16 protein-coding genes are annotated in these 17989 nt (G+C 56.5%); 8 read left to right on the forward strand and 8 right to left on the reverse strand.

Annotation, left to right across the window (positions count from 1 at the left end):
- Positions 1-48 precede the first annotated feature (48 nt).
- Entirely contained in the window at positions 49-810 is a 762-nt protein-coding gene (locus tag TW80_RS13480; RefSeq protein WP_045998181.1) for an SDR family NAD(P)-dependent oxidoreductase, read from the forward strand.
- Between the two features lie 913 nt (positions 811-1723).
- Here TW80_RS13480 and nanR read toward each other — a convergent pair.
- Together nanR and TW80_RS13495 are read right to left on the reverse strand one after the other, a co-directional pair.
- A complete protein-coding gene (gene nanR / locus TW80_RS13490; protein ID WP_045997965.1) occupies positions 1724-2425 on the reverse strand; it encodes a transcriptional regulator NanR in 702 nt (233 codons plus the stop codon).
- A 62-nt stretch (positions 2426-2487) separates the two neighbouring features.
- Positions 2488-3402 carry an SMP-30/gluconolactonase/LRE family protein gene (locus TW80_RS13495; protein WP_045997966.1) on the reverse strand — a complete coding sequence of 305 codons (915 nt, stop codon included), beginning with the start codon at positions 3400-3402 and terminating at the stop codon, positions 2488-2490.
- 117 nt (positions 3403-3519) lie between these two features.
- On the opposite strand from TW80_RS13495, the gene TW80_RS13500 reads away from it, so the two are divergent.
- The 6 genes from TW80_RS13500 to TW80_RS13525 all read left to right on the forward strand — a co-directional run bounded on the left by TW80_RS13500 (position 3520) and on the right by TW80_RS13525 (position 11221).
- Complete coding sequence (locus tag TW80_RS13500) at positions 3520-4656, forward strand: sugar ABC transporter substrate-binding protein (protein WP_045997967.1); 1137 nt, start codon at positions 3520-3522, stop codon at positions 4654-4656.
- A gap of 61 nt (positions 4657-4717) precedes the next feature.
- On the forward strand, positions 4718-6235 hold the full coding sequence (locus TW80_RS13505; RefSeq protein WP_045997968.1) for a sugar ABC transporter ATP-binding protein: 1518 nt from the start codon (positions 4718-4720) through the stop codon (positions 6233-6235).
- The gene (locus tag TW80_RS13510; protein WP_045997969.1) at positions 6232-7266 is read left to right on the forward strand and encodes an ABC transporter permease; all 1035 of its coding nucleotides are present in this window, start codon (positions 6232-6234) and stop codon (positions 7264-7266) included. Before TW80_RS13505 ends, TW80_RS13510 begins: the two co-directional genes overlap by 4 nt.
- On the forward strand, positions 7263-8219 hold the full coding sequence (locus TW80_RS13515) for an ABC transporter permease (protein ID WP_045997970.1): 957 nt from the start codon (positions 7263-7265) through the stop codon (positions 8217-8219). The genes TW80_RS13510 and TW80_RS13515 overlap by 4 nt, the downstream gene beginning before the upstream one ends.
- Positions 8220-8236: 17 nt before the next feature.
- Complete coding sequence (locus tag TW80_RS13520; protein WP_045998182.1) at positions 8237-9397, forward strand: fumarylacetoacetate hydrolase family protein; 1161 nt, start codon at positions 8237-8239, stop codon at positions 9395-9397.
- Between the two features lie 45 nt (positions 9398-9442).
- A complete protein-coding gene (locus TW80_RS13525) occupies positions 9443-11221 on the forward strand; it encodes an IlvD/Edd family dehydratase (RefSeq protein WP_045997971.1) in 1779 nt (592 codons plus the stop codon).
- A gap of 497 nt (positions 11222-11718) precedes the next feature.
- Here the strand turns inward: TW80_RS13525 and TW80_RS13535 are convergent, their stop codons facing one another.
- The 4 genes from TW80_RS13535 to TW80_RS13550 form a co-directional block, all read right to left on the reverse strand.
- Positions 11719-12171: a DUF3617 domain-containing protein gene (locus tag TW80_RS13535; protein WP_045997973.1), complete on the reverse strand. Its 453-nt coding sequence runs from the start codon at positions 12169-12171 to the stop codon at positions 11719-11721.
- A 127-nt stretch (positions 12172-12298) separates the two neighbouring features.
- A complete protein-coding gene (locus tag TW80_RS17695) occupies positions 12299-13252 on the reverse strand; it encodes a formylglycine-generating enzyme family protein (RefSeq protein ID WP_052700989.1) in 954 nt (317 codons plus the stop codon).
- A 429-nt stretch (positions 13253-13681) separates the two neighbouring features.
- Positions 13682-13975 (reverse strand): CcdB family protein, encoded by a 294-nt coding sequence (locus TW80_RS13545; protein WP_045997974.1) that lies wholly within the window; start codon positions 13973-13975, stop codon positions 13682-13684.
- A gap of 12 nt (positions 13976-13987) precedes the next feature.
- Entirely contained in the window at positions 13988-14209 is a 222-nt protein-coding gene (locus TW80_RS13550; RefSeq protein WP_045997975.1) for a type II toxin-antitoxin system CcdA family antitoxin, read from the reverse strand.
- 23 nt (positions 14210-14232) lie between these two features.
- On the opposite strand from TW80_RS13550, the gene TW80_RS13555 reads away from it, so the two are divergent.
- Positions 14233-15273, forward strand: coding sequence for a site-specific integrase (locus TW80_RS13555; protein WP_045997976.1), 1041 nt, complete (start codon positions 14233-14235; stop codon positions 15271-15273).
- Between the two features lie 75 nt (positions 15274-15348).
- On the opposite strand, the gene TW80_RS13560 is transcribed toward TW80_RS13555, so the two are convergent.
- Both TW80_RS13560 and TW80_RS13565 read right to left on the reverse strand, forming a co-directional pair.
- On the reverse strand, positions 15349-16422 hold the full coding sequence (locus TW80_RS13560) for a ParB/RepB/Spo0J family partition protein (protein ID WP_045997977.1): 1074 nt from the start codon (positions 16420-16422) through the stop codon (positions 15349-15351).
- A gap of 3 nt (positions 16423-16425) precedes the next feature.
- The gene (locus TW80_RS13565) at positions 16426-17814 is read right to left on the reverse strand and encodes an AAA family ATPase (RefSeq protein ID WP_084625799.1); all 1389 of its coding nucleotides are present in this window, start codon (positions 17812-17814) and stop codon (positions 16426-16428) included.
- Positions 17815-17989: the final 175 nt, after the last annotated feature.

Below are 17989 nucleotides of genomic sequence, written 5' to 3' on the forward strand. Positions count from 1 at the left end.
CTGGTCCTACAAAATGAGAATCGCGATCACCAGAAGGAAAGCAAAACCATGAACATTCTGAAGGGCAAAGTCGCGCTTGTGACCGGCGGCAATGGAGGAATTGGGCTGGCGATGGCGCAAGCTCTTGCCGACGCGGGCGCAAACTTGGCCATTGTCGGGCGCGACGGCTCAAAAAACGACGGCGCGACAGCACTGCTGCGCCGAACGGGCTCCGCTGCCCCACTCTCTTATGTCGGCAATATGACGGACCCCCGCGACGTCGAATCCGTCATCAGTCACGTTGCCCAAGATGCTGGCAGACTTGATATCCTGATCAATAATGTCGGAACAAACGACCGCAAACTGCCACAGCAGTATTCCCTCGAAGAATGGAACGCCTTGCTTACGAGCAATCTCACCTCGGCCTTCGCGGTATCACAGGCCGCCTACCCGATCCTGCGCGACCAAGGTGCGGGCAAGATCGTAAATATCGGCTCGATGCTGTCGTTGTTCGGATCAGCGATGTCTGCTCCCTATGCTGCAGCTAAGGGCGGATTGGTGCAGATGACCAAATCGCTGGCTTGCGCTTGGGCAACGGACAACATTCAAGTGAATGCCATTCTGCCCGGCTGGATCGAGACGGATCTGACGGTCACTGCCAAGCAGCAGATACCGACGCTGGGGGAACAAGTGAAGCTGCGGACACCCGCAGGACGCTGGGGCCGACCCGACGATCTGCGCGGGGCAGCAGTGTTCTTGTGCTCACGTTCAGCTGATTTTGTGACAGGTGTCAGTCTGCCTGTTGACGGCGGCTACTCCTGCGCGGTTTGACTGGTTCGCAGGAAGACCCGAGACACAGATCAGCGACACGGGGCATAAGCGACAGGGAACAGATAAGGGTATGGGCAACTGCGAACCACGTGGACTCCCCGAGAAATCCCTGCGTGCTCGAATAGACCTTACTCATGTATTGCCGCATCGCCTTGTTGACTGGATGGTGGACGCAAGGACGTGCAGCAGTGCTAGTCAAGATGCGTAGCGATGGTTTTGGATGTTCCTCTCGCTAGGTCGATTGCCTGCGTTTTCGCCCGCATACTCCTTGCCATCCACACCCCACGGTTACCCCACCAGCAAGGACACAAGCCGCTTGCCACCTGCGAAGAGACGCATCTCTACTAGCGCGCGGTTCCAAATGGTCTAGAACTGGTTGACCTATGAGGTTCACCGTCCGGTCCCCACTTGATGACAAGTTCGCCTGCGTCATCTTAACGGTAAGTCATTTTCCTAACGATGTCCGCCACCGCCTAGATGCAGAATTCTTCGCCCCAGGCGAAGGTCCGGCAGGTACCGCTCAAAATGTACTCCCAGCCAGTCTGGTTGGGGATCAGGTCTTAGCTGAAGCTGCGGTCCCGGATCAGGCTGGGCCGCCCTCTTGGTGTATGTCCAGTCATAAGTGGTGCGCCACTAATCGACCTCGCCTCCGATGGCGTGCGGATGTGCCGTTGCTCCTTGACTGCGATGTCGTAGATCGAATCGCAAGACATGGCGAGCGTGAAGCCATCGGTCCGGACCCGCTGGTTGTCCCATACACTGGCGGCCCCTGTTAGGCGGTCGAGATCGTAGCAATTATAGAAATTGGCCGCGGCCATACCCAGTTGATTGGCACCAACGATCATGGCCGCGCTGGACGGTACCGTGAAATTACCGACATTGTCATTGGTATACTTGAAGTCTGCCGCGCACCTTAGGCTGCATCCAACCTATTGAGATGTTGCCGCATGGCAGCAACCGCTGCCTCTTCATCCTGCATTTCAAGCGCATCAACGACATGACTGTGCTCTATCAGCGTTGTCACCTCGCGCCCCTCCCAATAGAGCAGGGGCCGATAATACTCAAAGAGCCATGTCAGTGTCGCCTTTGAAACGGCTAACAGAATTGGGTTTCCGGCTATCTCCGCGATACGCATATGAAATGCGATATCCATCTCGATGAACCGCTCACTATCGTTAACACACTTACGCTGCTTATCGATCAATGCCCGCAGGTCGGCAGCGTCTGCCGATGTGCATCGGGGGGCGGCCAAGCGGGCAATGCCGTACTCCAGAAGTTTCCGGGCGTTCTTGAGGTGTTCAATATTGTCCGGCTCTGACGACAATAGCAGCTTGGCGATGTCTTCGATTTGATGCAGCGCATTGCTGGCGCTCAATTCATTTACCCGGCTGCGCTCCCCATGTGAGATCGTGATGACGCCCTTGTTGGCTAGGCTTTGAAGCGCTTCCCGTACAGCGGGCCTACCGACGCCGAAACGTTCCATCAGTGATCGTTCCGATGGCATGAAATCGCCTGGTGACAAATCACCATCCGCAATCATCTGCCAAAGCTTGTCGAACACCTGATCCGAAAGCTTCAGGCGGGTGATGAGTTTGGTCTTGTCGTCGTCAGCCATTGTGCAGAGATCTGTCCCTATCAGTGAGGTGATGAATACTTGAGCGAGGGCTGGTTTTCAACCTAGGCCAAGGGCCATGTAGCGCCAGATGTATTAACATAGACGGCGCGGAGTGTGGTTGTAGCGCAGATAAATAGCCGGTTTCGCTTTGGCCCTCCAAAGGTGAGGTTTGCGACAACTTCATCAATTAGGATCTTGCCCAGCAAGGTGCCGTCAGGCGCATAGCAGTGCACCCCATCCCCGGCGGAGGTCCAGATGCGGCCTGCGACATCGACCCGAAATCCGTCGAACAGACCGCAATCGCTGGCTGCCACGGTCTGCCCGGCCCCAAGGCCGTCGGCCGACACCGGATAGGCGCGGATCACGGGCGCACAGTCCTGGTCATGTGTCTGGCCGGTATCCGAGACATAGAGGATCTTCTCATCTGGAGAGAAGGCCAACCCGTTGGGCTGCCGCAGGTCACCTGCGACTTTGCTCAGTTCACCACTCACGCTGATCCGGTAGACATTGTTCTCACCAATCTCAGAGGGTGCCGCATCGCCTTCATAGTCACTGTCGATCCCGTAGGTTGGATCGGTGAACCAAACAGTCCCATCGGACTTGACGACAATATCATTGGGTGAATTCAGGAGCTTCCCCTCAAACTGGTCGGCGAGATTGGAGGTCGTGCCATCATGTTCGATCCGGCTGACCCGGCGCCCCTGATGTTCACAAGAGACTAACCGCCCCTGCGGATCCAGGCTGTGGCCATTGTGATATCCGCAAGGTGAAAGGAACGTGGACACGTTACCATCCGTTTCATCCCACCGCATAACACGATCATTCGGAATGTCAGAGAACAGTAGATATTTTCCTGCCGGGAAGTAGACGGGCCCTTCGAGCCAGCGGCCACCCTGACAAAGCACTTCGATATGCGTGTTCGCTAGGATCAGCCCCCGAAAACGGTCGTCATGAACCTCGTAGTCCCGAAGCGGCATATGTTGTTCTCCTCTAGATCATCGAATTTATACTGGTATGATGACATGATTAGTATATAAGGTCGAGTCACGACGGCTTTGGAGGAAGCCGGAAAAAAGTTTTATGGGAGGAAGACAATGAAGACTCAGAAAGCGCTCTGGGGACTCGCGCTTGGTGCGGCGCTCCTGACTACATCAGCCTTGGCCGGGCCAGAGGTCGTCGAAGGACCCGGTTACAACCCGGCATGCTTTGCGCCGTGGGACGAAGAAACGAAATATCTGCAGTGGGAGGGACGCGAGGGACCATACCGGATCGCAGTCGTCAACGGCTTCGTCGGAAACACCTGGCGGATTCAGATGATCCAAACGGCAAAGGCCTTTGCTGAAGACCCGACAATTTCAGATAGTATTGCCGAATTGAAGGTGGTCTCGACCGGAACAGACGCGCCTGCGCAACTTGGCGCGATCGAGGATTTTATCAACCAAGGCTACGACGCCATCGTCACCATTGCCGTAAGCCCTGACGGGTTCGATCGTGTGATCCGCTTGGCCGACCGCAACGATGTGGTCCTCGTACCATTCGACAATGTGCTCGACACTGACCAGGTCATGCAAGTCAATGAAGACCAGTATCTGATGGGGCGCACCTATGCTGAACATGTGCTGGGTGAACTTGCGGCAGTCGGCAAGACCTCTGGCAAGGTGCTGGAAGTGCGCGGGCTGGCGGGGAATTCCGTTGACCGTGACCGGTCGCAGGGGATCAACGACGTGCTGGATGAATCTGGTGGTGACTGGGATCGGGTCAGCGTTGTCGGCAACTGGGATGACGGAACCGCGCAGAAGGTCGTGGCGGATGCCATTGCCGTACATGGTGAATTCGACGCCATCCTCGCACAAGGTGGAACCACTGGCGTCGTGCAGGCGATGCTCGATTCGGGGCATCCTATGGTCCCGATTTCAGGTGAGTCAGAGAACGGCTATCGCAATTATCTGGCCGAGTATGCCGATGAAGGGTTGAAAGGAATTTCTATCGGTCAGTCGCCCGGTCTTGTGGCCATCGCGATGAAGGCCGCGATCTCGGCACTTGAAGGCAATGTCATGCCGCAGCTGATCTCGGTTCCGCTGCCGATGGCGACTTATGATGAACTGGAAGACGGTGTGAATTATTGGTCGGACCTACCGGACAACTTCTTCACTGTGAACGAATTCCCGCCATGTGACGTGAATATCTCTGGCCCCGCGATTATGGCGCAGGATGAGTCCGACACGAACTAAGCAGAACTAGGGCGGGCGCAGACCTGAACGTCTGCGCCCCGTTTTTTCAGGGAAACCACAGATGACCAAGGCGAAAGAGGAAATTGTCGCGCTGCGCGACGTTTCACGCTATTTTGGCGGCATCACGGCGCTGTCGGGGGTGGATTTCACCTGCCACAGCGCCAGCGTGCACGGCATTCTTGGCGAAAACGGCGCCGGTAAATCGACGCTGATCAAGATTCTGTCCGGCGTTTTGAAGCCAAGCGCGGGCGAAGTGCTGGTCGAGGGACGGCCTGTGACCTATAGCTCGACCGCCGAAGCGGTGCGCGATGGCATCGTCTGTGTGTTTCAGGAATTATCGCTGATCCCCGATCTTTCGGTGGCCGACAACATATATATCGATACTCCGCCCAAGCGTTTCGGCCTGATTGACAGAAGAGCCCAGCGGAAGCAGGCAGCGGAACTTCTTGCCCGGCTCAATGCGTCAGAGGTCCATCCCGACACCCTGATCCGCGATCTGAGCCTGTCGCGTCGCCAGATCGTTGAGATCGCCAAGGCGCTGGCCAAATCGCCCAAGCTACTGATCCTGGATGAAGCGACCTCGGCCTTGACTGGCAAGGACGTCGACACCGTATATGCACTGCTTTCGGATCTGCGCGCAGACGGTGTGGCTAGCATCTTTATCAGCCACCGGATGCATGAGGTTGACGCGCTTTGTGATCGCCTATCGGTCTTTCGCAACGGCCAGCATATCGAGACCTTCGACAAAGGCGAACGCAGCGATGCAGAGATCGTGCGCCTTATGATCGGGCGCGAGATTTCCGCACAATACCCGCCCAAGCCCAAGCGACAGCCTGCGCCGCCGGCGTTGGAAGTGAAAAACCTGCGATGGGAAAACAGCCTGAAAGGCGTGAACCTGAAGGTCGAAGCGGGCGAGATTCATGGCTTGGGCGGTCTTGACGGCCAGGGCCACAAGGAATTGCTGCTCGCAGTTTTCGGTGCGCTGAAAGGCGTAGAAGGAGAGATCAAGCTGCATGACAAACCCTTTCGGCCCACCTCGCCCGCCGCTTGCAAAAAAGCAGGGCTGGCCCTCATCCCGGAAGACCGCAAGACCGAAGGTCTGATGCTGAACCTGTCGATCCGCGACAATCTTTTGCTGCCGAATTACGCAGCCGTGTCACGCGGGCCGATCATCGACAGCCGACGGGCAGATGAAGCGGTGCGCGACGGGGTCACCCGATTGCAAATCAAGGCGGGCGATACCGCGAACCCGGTGGAAACCTTGTCCGGCGGTAATCAGCAGAAGGTGGTCATCGCGAAGTGGATGATGCTTGATCCCGACATCGTCCTACTGAACGACCCAACTCGCGGGATCGACGTGGGCACCAAGCAAGAGATATTCCGCCTGATGCGCGATTTGGCATCCGCAGGCAAAACGATCCTCTTTTATTCGACCGACTATGCCGAGCTGATCGGCTGCTGCGACCGGGTCTCGATCCTCTATGACGGTGGCGTGGTGGCAGTGCGAGAAGGCGACGCATTGACCGAAGACGCGATCGTCGCGGCCTCGCTCAACTTGCACGAACGAGGTGCGGCATGATCGCGAAACCCTTGCGCCACAATCGCGGATTCGCCGCCGCACTAATCCTGTTTCTGGTGCTCTTTGTCGTCTATCACATACTGCATCCGCGGGGATTTTCGACGGCGGTCTTCATCCAGAACGCAAATGAAACCGTAGCCATCGCCTTTGTCGCCATGGCGCAGACGATCCCGGTACTGGTCGGCGGACTTGATTTGTCGGTGGGTTCGGTGATGACGTTGACGGCCTGTCTTGCCTCTTATTTGGTGGTGGGCACGCCTGCGCAAATGATCTTTGGCATGTTCTTGACGCTGCTGGCCGGTACGACGTTTGGTGTAATGAACGGGCTGATTGTCGTCTTTGGGCGCATCCAGCCGATCATCGCCACCCTCGCTACAGGGGCCATCGCGATGGGCTTGGCGTTGCTTCTGCGCCCGACGCCGGGTGGAGACATCGATGCCGACCTGAATTGGGCGCTGACGAATTCCGTCTTTGATTTTGCCGAAACATTCGGTCTTGCCGATGACGGCAACGCAGCCTGGCTGCAACCCTTTGCCAATATCCCGGTTCCGCTGATCATCCTGCTGGTCGTAGCTTTCGGTGTCTGGGCGCCATTCAAACGCACGGTAACGGGTCGCACACTTTATGCCATCGGATCGGCCGAGAGTGCCGCCAAACTATCGGGGCTTCCTGTGCGCCGGGCAAAAATCGCAGCCTTTGGACTGGCGGGGTTCTTTGCCTCTTGTGGCGGGCTATATCTGGCAATCCAGACCTCATCGGGGAACGCCGACATCACGCAGGCCGGGGCTTATACGCTGAATTCAATTGCCGCTGTGGTGCTCGGGGGCACATCACTTCTTGGCGGGATCGGCGGGGCCATCGGATCGCTTGTGGGTACTGGCATTCTGCGGGTCATTTCGTTCTATTTCCGCATTCTCTCGGTTGATCCGCTGATCCAACCGCTGATCGAGGGGCTAGTTCTTCTTGCCGCAGTCAGCCTCGGTGCCCTGCGCACACTACGGATCAAAAACAAACTGGAGCACTTCCGATGAACACACAGTTTTCAGTTTCGCCGGAGAATAAGCCCATTTTTATCGCCCTTGGCTTCACCTTGGTAATCATTCTGATTGGCACGGGTTATACACTGATTACACAGGGCGCGGCGCCGATGCTGATGCCGTCCTATCTGGCGCAACAATTGCAGATCGGCGCATTCCTTGGGGTGTGTGCTGCTGGAATGATGATGGTGATCCTGCTGGGACACATTGACTTGTCGATCCCGTGGACACTGACAGCGGCAGCCATGATGGCCACCACCGTCGGGGGGCCATGGGCTATTCCCGCCGGGCTGGCGGTGGGGCTGATCGTAGGGCTGTTCAATGGGTTGGGCGTGTCAGTTCTACGCATACCCTCGATGATCTTTACCTTGGGTGTAGATACGGCTCTGCGCGGATTGATGGTCGCCCATACCGGTGGCTTCGCGCCGCAGACCGAAGCGACGCCCTTGATGCGGTTTCTCGCAGCTGATCGCGTGCTTGGCATTCCGGTCGCGCTGTTTGTCTGGGCGGGTGTATCCATCGCGATTGCGGGTCTCTTGTCCCGCACGGGCTTTGGCAAGGCGGTTTACGCAACCGGCGCAAAGGAATCGGCGGCATTTCTGTCGGGCATACGCACGAAATGGGTGATTGTCGGGGCCTTCATGATTTCATCGCTGTGCGCCGCAACTGCGGGGATACTCCTGGCAGGCTATTCAGCAAAAGCCTATCAGGGCATGGGCAACCCCTATCTGTTGCCCGCAATCGCAGCAGTGGTGCTAGGCGGCACACATATTCTGGGAGGACGCGGGCGCTATATCGGGACGCTGATCGGTGTCATCCTGATCGTCGTCCTGAATTCTGTGCTATCGATCATGCAAATGCCGGAAGCCGTCCGCCAGATTATTTACGGCACTGTGATCATCGGCATGCTACTGGTCTATGGTCGTGAAACAACAAGCAGAAACTGAGTAAGGAAAGCGTGAGCGTGCAAGACACAGCAACCATCAATCTTGATCCGGCGGGCACCTATATCGGTCGCGTCTGGCGTCCTGGAATTGGCCCATCCGTGGTAATGGTCAAAGTCGGCGCCGTACTGGATATCACCAGTGCGCAGTTCCCGACGGTCTCGGCCCTATTGGACACTGACAATCTGCCAGCCACACTAGCATCGTTAACTGGAGAACCGATCGGAGACTTGGCTGAATTGGAAGCCGGGTCGCGCAAGCAGGAGCGCCGGACAGAGGCCCTGCATCTACTGGCGCCCTGTGATCTGCAGGCAATCAAAGCTGCGGGCGTGACCTTTGCGCGCTCCATGATCGAACGGGTGATCGAAGAGCGCGCCGCAGGCGATCTGAACCATGCCGAGGCGATCAGAGCCAAGGTTGCAGCCATCATCGGAGGATCACTCAGTGATCTGGTGGCGGGTTCAGAAAAAGCCGCTGACGTAAAGAAGATGCTGATCGCGCAAGGGCTTTGGTCGCAGTATCTAGAAGTTGGCATCGGCCCCGATGCGGAAGTCTTCACAAAAGCGCAACCGATGTCCGCTGTCGGCTGGGGTGCGCGGGTCGGGCTACACCCGATGTCGAACTGGAACAACCCCGAACCCGAAATCGTCCTCGCCGTCTCCTCTAGAGGCGAGGTGAAGGGTGCCTGTCTGGGGAACGACGTGAACCTGCGCGATGTGGAGGGGCGCTCTGCCCTGCTTCTGGGCAAGGCAAAGGACAACAATGCTTCTGCCGCCATCGGACCATTCATCCGCATTTTTGACGACAGCTTTTCTATGGCAGACGTGGAAACGGCGGTGGTGACACTCGAGATCAGCGGCAGGGATGGATTTGCGCTGCGGGAAACTTGCCCAATGTCGCAGATAAGTCGCCCGCCGCAAAGCATTGTCGATCAGACCATCGGGCGTCACCATCAGTATCCTGATGGTTTCATGCTGTATCTCGGCAGTTTGTTCGCACCGACAAAAGATCGCGATGCTGAAGGGCAGGGCTTTACCCATCACATCGGTGATGTCGTCAGTGTCTCTTGCCCCGACCTTGGGACGCTGATAAATCCGGTCGACCTGTCGACGTCTTGCGATCCGTGGGTTTTCGGCCACCGTGCCTTGATGACCAATCTTGCCGGAAGGAACCTGCTTTGATCGCTCAGACCTCAGACTCGCAGCCACATGCTTACCGGACGGCCCATGTCAGATAGCCCGCCTAAACGCCTGCGATCGCAGGATTGGTTCGCAAACGCCGAACGCCTCGACATGACGGCGCTCTATCTGGAGCGCTTCATGAATTACGGGCTTACTCCGGAAGAACTGCGGGTCGGCCGGCCGATCATCGCGATCGCCCAATCGGGCAGCGACCTGTCGCCGTGCAACCGCATTCACCTTGAGCTGGAAAAGCGAATTCGTGACGGCATCCGCGACGCAGGCGGGATTGCGTTGTCCTTTCCCACACATCCGATTTTTGAGAACTGCCGGCGGCCAACGGCAGCGTTGGATCGCAATCTTGCCTATCTAGGGTTGGTCGAAATCCTGAATGGCTATCCAATTGACGGGGTTGTGCTCACGACGGGATGCGACAAGACCACGCCCTCTGCGTTGATGGCGGCTTTAACAGTCAACATCCCCGCGATCGTGCTGAATGGAGGACCGATGCTGAACGGTTGGTCCGGGGAAGAGCGCGTCGGCTCTGGCACGGTCATCTGGCGCGCGCGGCGCGCCTTGGCAGCAGGTGAGATTGACGAACGCACTTTTCTGGATCGCGCGGCGCGATCAGCACCGTCTGCCGGGCATTGTAATACCATGGGCACGGCCAGCACGATGAACGCAGTTGCCGAAGCGCTTGGGATGGCACTGACCGGTGCTGCCGCCATACCAGCCCCATATCGCGAACGCGGTCAGATGGCGTATCAAAGCGGGAAAGCAGCGGTCGATCTGGTCACCAGCGACATTCGCCCGCTCGACATTATTACGCCAGCGGCATTGCGCAACGCAATCCGTATTGTCTCGGCCCTGGGCGGTTCTACCAATGCACAGCCGCACCTGACGGCGATTGCCGCCCATGCGGGTCACGACCTGCCCACATCTGCATGGCAGGATCATGGTTTGCGCATCCCGCTTCTGGCCAATGTGCAGCCTGCTGGTGCTTATCTTTCAGAAGACTTTCACCGCGCAGGCGGGGTGCCTGCTGTCATGGCGGAACTGGCCAAGGCCGGACTGCTGGAAACTGACTGCCTGACGGTCACAGGCACGTCACTTGCTGACAATCTCGCAGGGCATGGTTCGTTGAACGAGGAAGTTATCCGATCATGTGATAACCCGCTCAGCAAAAGCGCAGGCTTCATCGTGATGCAGGGCAATTTCTTTGATTTCGCCATTATGAAAGCGAGCGTGATTTCAAACAGCTTTCGGACGCGCTTTCTCAGCGATCCGGAACGGCCCAACTGCTTTACTGCACGAGTAGTCGTTTTTGATGGGGCGGAGGACTATCACGCGCGGATCAACGATCCCGCACTTAATATCGACGAGACTTGTATCCTTGCCATGCGCAACACCGGCCCACTTGGGTGGCCTGGCTCTGCCGAAGTGGTTAATATGCAGCCGCCGGACCAGCTGATCGCTGCCGGGATTGAGAGCCTCCCATCCATCGGAGACGGACGGCAGTCCGGCACATCAGACAGCCCGTCCATCCTGCATGTTTCACCTGAGGCAGCCCTTGGTGGTGGTCTCGCACTTTTGCGCGATGGGGACCGGCTGACCGTTGACCTGGATCGCGGGCGGTGTGATCTCGATCTCAGCAAAGAAGAATTGGCAGAGCGAGCGGCGAAAGCAGGCCCAAAGAGCATTGCGCCGCATACCCCGTGGGAAAAGCTCTTCATGGAGAATACGACGCAGCTGAGCGAGGGTATGGTCCTGCGCGATGCGCCGGCCATGCGCAACACATCGGCAAAGTTGCCCAAACACAACCACTAAGCGGGCGAGGACTTTCCCTCTACGCGTTCGAGAGCCAGATACAGACCACCGGGATTTGGGGCTTCCGAAAGCAGGCAGCGGCTTCGATGATGTATAACGGAAGTCCGGGCTCAGACACGCCATACGTCGCTGCTGCAAAGGTTGTTTAGCTCAATTTTGCGCGCCAATATCAGGGTCTCGGGACAAAATGAGCGTTCGTTGCTGTTAACCGTATCGCCCGCCGTCACATCCGCAACAGCCGTCGATGCCGTCCCAGACACTGCTGTCCCGCTATCCGCATCAGGCCCAATAAAAGACTGGTCGAAAGGAGTGGCTCTAAACATACATAAAAGTCGGCTTTGATGGTTGTGGTGGCAACACTATTTACGCGCCACGAAGCGCCGCCCTCAGTTGGGACGAATGATCTAAGCAAGTGCAAAGTGACTACCCGCTTTTATCGGCGGATACGGTATGTCGAAGTTAATACTTCTAAACCTAACACCACGCTGGCTGAACTCTCAGCAGTCTCCGATCCGTTCGGCAAATGCTTGCCCCTCGTATGGGAACTCTTGACCTTGCAGAACCAAACTGCCGGACATGGCACCTGAATATGATGTACGGCCGTATTCGTAGCGCATTCGCCCACTTGATTGGAGCTGAAAACCTGCTTCGCTTGTCTGGCAGGCAATATCCAAAGAGATACTACCGGGAAGTTGCGACATGTTCGAAACATTGCAATCATTGTCGCGACCACCTGTCATGTCACGAATTATCTCCGATAGGCTTTTCTGGGCGTCAGCTTCTGCAAGGCATTTGGTTGTCGTACGAGAATCCGCAATCCGCAGCCCGGGCACATTGAAGCTGTCCTCGAAACGCCATTGACCCGGCTCCACTTCAAAATTGTGCTCTTGCGCGTACAAATGTGTCGCACCAAGCGCGCTGCTGGCAAGAAGGCATAGAAGTCGTATCATGTGTCAGCTTTCCAATTTTTTGAGTTAGTTTTTGATTAAATGCAGGGCCTGCGACAGCGAAACGCGTAACTGATGTTAACATAACCGAAGACCTCACCACTGCGGGTCGATCTATTGTAAAGCTCCATTATTCTTCGGCAGTCTCTCTGAACTCTCGAACAATACGAAACCCCAGAGTGCTGTCACGGGTATCATCGGTGGGCCGCGTACGATAAGCGAGGCGTACGCCGTCCATTGCCATATTGTACGCGCCCCCTTTGGCAACGTATCTATCGCAACCCTGTGCGGCATGGGCCACATAAGCGCTGTTCGTGGGCAGGCCGATGTGATGCCCAAGATGGCAAGACAATGTGATTTCATAGACGTTCCCCGACATATGGCGCAGACCCCAAGGATTAGCTGCGTCAAGCGTTTGCACGGGAACTGGGATTGCGCGGGTAATCAACTCAGGAAATGGACGCCCCCGGTTATGTTCTGTTGTATCACCCGAAAAATTCGCCTGATCCGACGTCAAAACATCCCCTTGAGCAAAGCGCGTGGTTGTCCCGGCGCGCGCGGCATACTCCCACTCTGCCTCCGTCGGGAGACGGTAAACGTCTGCGCCAACATGCTCATTCAGCCAAGAGACGTATTCTTCAATATCCAGCAGAGAAATATTGATCGCAGGATGATCCGGACCGAGATGAATGTAACCTTTCTCGAAAGTCGAAACAGAGTGATCCGGACTATGGCTGCAACCGCCCTCTTGTACGCAGGCCATCCATTCAGCATGGGTTACTTCATTCACAGCCGTCACATAGGATGTGTCCATTAGCACCCGGTGCTGCGGGCCTTCGTTCGGGAGATTATAAAGACCGTCTGGCCCTTCTTGCCCCACAGGCCCCTTCTTTTCACCCCAATCGTCCCAAAGTGACGACCAAGACTCTCCTTCACGAGCCCCCATCATAAACGAGCCAAGCGGCATGACGATCATTTCTGGGCATTGATCGCATTCTCGAAAGCGCACGAATGGAGTAACCGTGCGACCATCGGTCAACAGATAGGATTCTACATCCTGTGCAACACTTGAAACCGGGAGCAAAAGACTGCTGCACAGGAGCGTCATTTGAATGAAGCTATACGCAAAACACAGAGTTCTTCGATGGTATTTCAATGCGCGATATCTATTGCGCTCGGTCACTGCTGAACTTCCCAAATTTCGTAGCTAAAACTGTCAAGTTAGATAATTTCTTTCGCGTACCGCACAACTTAGGCGATGTCTCGGTATATCGTCACTACCCCCGTCTGCGCGGCGTTAAACTGACACAAGATTGCGCACGTAAGTAGCGGCGCTTTATGCACATCTTTTCGCCACAAACCGCCGCTACTTACCATTCGCGATTATGTCCAATAAGTTTGCATTATCGGACATAAATTCGTAATATCGTAAACAGAAAGGAAACCCGCAGTAACCGGCTCCTAAGTAGTACGCGCGCATCTTTATCTGGTTGGAAACACTCTTATGCCAAGTTCAGACACCGTCGATCAGGATATCAAGGGCACGCTTCAACGCGTCCCTATGAGCCGAGAGCGTCCCTACTGGCACTTTCAGCTCCGCACCAGGCACGGCGGCCAGCTCTTGCACTCTGACGACCCACTCTGTGTCGTTTACCAATACCACAGGCGTCAAACCCCGAAACGCCGCATATGCGCCAGCCTTGCGCAATGGCGCCACGATCCGAGAGGCATCAATACCAATCAGGTCCGTCTGCAAATCCACAACAAGCTGACCACCTTCCAACCGATAGAGATCAAATTGCGCCATCCCGACACGCGCCTAAAAGCTACGATAGCGGGCCAGAGGCAACCCCTCGCGCGCGACCTCGTCAGTATAGGCATCAATGGCGGCCCTATTCTCAGCGCGCCACAGGCGGTTACGCTCCAGCTTTGCAGCATCCGCAATCGCCGCCTCAGCAAGACGCGACATGTTCAAGCCCAACGACCGCGCAGTCGCAGCCACATCTGCATCCAGCGTCAAATTGACCTTCACACGACTCATCTGAACCCCCAAAAGGTATACGTATGACTAAGGAGTATAAGACACCCCCGGCAACCGAACAAGATCAGATCAATCTACCTGATCATGTCGCCGGTTCTGCTGCTCTTGATCATCTGATGGATCAGGCACGCGACTATGCCCGCGCGGCCACAGCAGAAAACACCAACAGAGCATATGCCGCCGACTGGGCACAATTCACCCATTGGTGCAAACGCAAGGGCACAGACCCCCTCCCCCCTTCGCCAGAGCTGATCGGGCTTTACCTCACGGACATGGCAGGCGGCCGCCCTGCCCTTCGGGTCTCAACGATAGAACGACGGCTATCAGGGCTGGCTTGGAACTACGCTCAGCGCGGGTTCTCACTCGATCGCAGCGACCGCCACATTGCGACTGTTCTTGCTGGGATCCGGCGTAAACACGCCCGCCCGCCAACACAAAAAGCGGCCATCACGCCCGATGATATCGTTGCGATGGTGAGCGCCCTGCCCTTCGACCTTCCGGGTTTACGCGACCGCGCCATTCTCTTGATCGGCTACGCGGGCGGATTGCGCCGCTCTGAAATCGTCGCCCTTGATCGCAACCGCGACGACACCGACGATAGCCGCGGATGGATCGAGATTATGGACCAAGGTGCCCTAGTCACGATCAATGCCAAGACAGGTTGGCGCGAGGTCGAAATTGGTCGCGGCTCGTCACCGCAAACTTGCCCAGTTCATGCGCTCGAAGAATGGCTAAAGTTTTCAAAAATTAGTTTCGGCCCGATCTTTGTTCGCTGCTCACGTGACGGCAAACGCGCGCTGGAAAGCAGGCTCTCTGACAAACACGTTGCGCGGCTGATCAAACACACAGTCCTCAAGAGCGGCATCCGCGCAGACCTGCCAGAGAAGGAACGGCTCGCCCTTTTCTCGGGCCATTCACTGCGTGCAGGCCTTGCCACCAGCGCCGAAGTTGATGAACGCCACATCCAAAAACAGCTCGGCCATAGCAGCGCCGAAATGACACGCCGCTATCAACGCAACAAAGACAGATTTCGCATCAACCTGACAAAGGCCGCTGGATTATAAAAGGCCCCCAACGATACGTTGAGGGCCTCATGCGAATTGGCAATTATAACTCTGGCAGAGTTTCGCTGCGAAACTCTAGTTGCTTTCAAACAGGTTTCGCAGTTCTTCCATTGCGGAATCCACCATTGCTGCGTCCACGGGTTTTCCTGATAGACGGATGACAAAGCCTTGGCTGTCGCGCTCTTTGCGCAGGGTCACGCCGGACGACAGCTTGAGCGTATCGTTTCCAACCCAACCGGCTGGTGTTGCGGCCTTGGGGCGGCCGCGTTTCACGGTGGGCTGTGGGCCTTCCTCGATCTCGACAATCACGGGCTCTAACGCCGCCCATTCATCCTCGACCGAGGCACCCTGCCCAGCCTCTAGCGCGGCGCGCAGACGGCTCTCGCCACCTTGGCGCAACGCACCCGCCAATCGCAGCCCGCGCCGTTCTGTCAGGCCCTCTGCGTGGGCCAGCATATCGCCCAGCATTTCAAACACCTCGGCAAAGGAACGTACCTTTGAACGTTTCGATTTTGACGCCGTACCAAAGAGAACATTTACCGCTTCCTCGGTACTGCCAAATGCACCTTGCTGTGCGGCGATCACGGCGATGCGACCACGTTCATAATGGCTCAGGTTCGCGCGCACTTCGTTTTCTTCGACCATGGCGGCAAAGGCTGCGGCTGTGTCGGCACTGGGTCGCACAAAGGCTTTGATGGTGGCGTATTTGTCGCCGCCATTCAGTTCGGCCAAACCGCGCACCGCCATCAGGCGGCGATAGCCAGATAGCAAATTGTACCCCTGACCGTCGGCGTAAACCTCGATCGGCAACCGCAGGCCGTTAGCGGCAATCGACAGGCGCAGTTCTTGCATTTCTTCTTCGGTCAGGACCGTCCGGTCGCGGACCATTGCATCGGTCGAAATCTGTGCTGTCGGGATCTCGGTTACGATCAGCCCGTTCTTCTCGGCTTGGCGCAGGCGCTCGGCGTCTAGTTTATCCAACCGCGACTGAACATTTTCGGCGTGCCCGAATTGCGCACTGTCCGCAGCGACCTGTGCAATCGGTGCGCTTGTGCGGTTTGTCCGCACCGGAGTTTCGCTGCGAAACTCTGCGTCGATGGCCTGTAGGTCCTCGGCAGATGGTGCGATGAGTTTACGGCGTTTTGCCATGGATTAATCCTCCTGCTCGGATTGCTGCATCTGTGCGTCGCGCCACCAGGTCCCTAAAAGGACTTCTTTGACTTCGGCCCAAGTGCGGTCGAACGTTTCGCGACCACGAATGTAGGTATCTCGGTTAAAGTCTCGGTAGTCGGCTTCGTAGATGCCGTTTACATGTTCACCGGCTTGCCCAACCATCGCGGTCAGCTCTTGCCGGTAGGTCGTCATAAAGTCACCGAAATAGGCCTGAATCACATTGGCCAAATCGGTCTGTTGGTTTGCGTCAAAACGGGTCACGATCGCGCGCACGGCGTCCCATTCGAATTTCATTTCCGGCAGGCCATTACGGCGGCGCACCGTGTTCTCGCCATCCTCAATCGATGCAAAGGTGCTGTAGAGCATGTCAAAGAACCGGCCCGTGCTGTCGAATTCTAAGAACGATGCACCAAGCGGCACCAGTAAGATGTCAGCGGCAGCCAGCGCGTTGATTGTCAGATAACCGAGCGCAGGCGGCGTATCGAGAAGGATGATATCATACTCTTCTAGGATTCCCTCACCAGAGAGCGCGTTGCTCAGCGCATCCCAAAGCGCCCAGCTTCGCAGTTGCATCCGCCAGACGGGAACCTGAAATTCGGCCCAGTAGAGGTTGAGCTGCGATCCAATCAGATCGATGTTCGGCCAATGCGTCGATTGGATCAGATCACGGGCGTTTACATTGCGCGCCTCTGACAGTGTTTCATCAAGGGGCAGGGGGGGCTGACCGTTGCGCTCACGCAGCTTGTTCTCGGCCTCGACGTTCATGGCATAATCTTTGGCCATCAGCGGAAAGGCCGTTTGCCATTCGTCTTCGACCTTGCCGCCCATAATGGATGTCAGCGACCCTTGGCTATCGAGATCGATCACCAGCACCTTGTAGCCGTCCAATGCGGCAGACATCGCGAGGTGAGTGGTGGTCGAGGTCTTGCCAACACCGCCCTTAAAGTTGGCGACGGCGATGATTTTAGCGTCTTGCTCCTTGGGGCGGTAGGGGACGTATTCACGATCCGCCGCGCCCTCAGCGGCAAAAAAACTGCGAAGGGTGAGGATCTCGTCCAATGTGAACCATTTTGAACCGCCCTCGCCGTGGCCTTGGGGGAGGTCTGGATTGGCCTTGAGCACCCGCCTTAGGTGAGAGGTGGCGACGGGGATCAGGTAGCGGCAGACCTCCCAAGTTGAGAACCGACGCAGGCGTTTTTCGCCATCAGGTGCGTGACCCCGGCGGGCGAGATCATCGCGCCCTTTCGCAGCGAAAGTCGCCGCTTTTGCGAATCGGGTGGTATCGATAGGATCAGCTAACTTCTCGGCGGCTTTGGCCGGGTCGATGTTCATATATGGGGGCAGGGGTGGTTTGCTCGAAGATGACATGTCTCTCACTCAATGTAAGCTGTTTATGGTGATTTGTTGCAGAGTATCGCACATGAAATCTGATTTGCGAATCGTTAAGCGTAAATTTGCCAGAAATTTCTGAGTTTCGCAGCGAAACGCGACATAAAGACGTATAGAGTCTTTAAGGACTTTAGAATCTTTGCGCTGATATATA

This window comes from Loktanella sp. S4079 (assembly GCF_000967725.1).
Taxonomy (GTDB): Bacteria; Pseudomonadota; Alphaproteobacteria; order Rhodobacterales; family Rhodobacteraceae; genus Yoonia.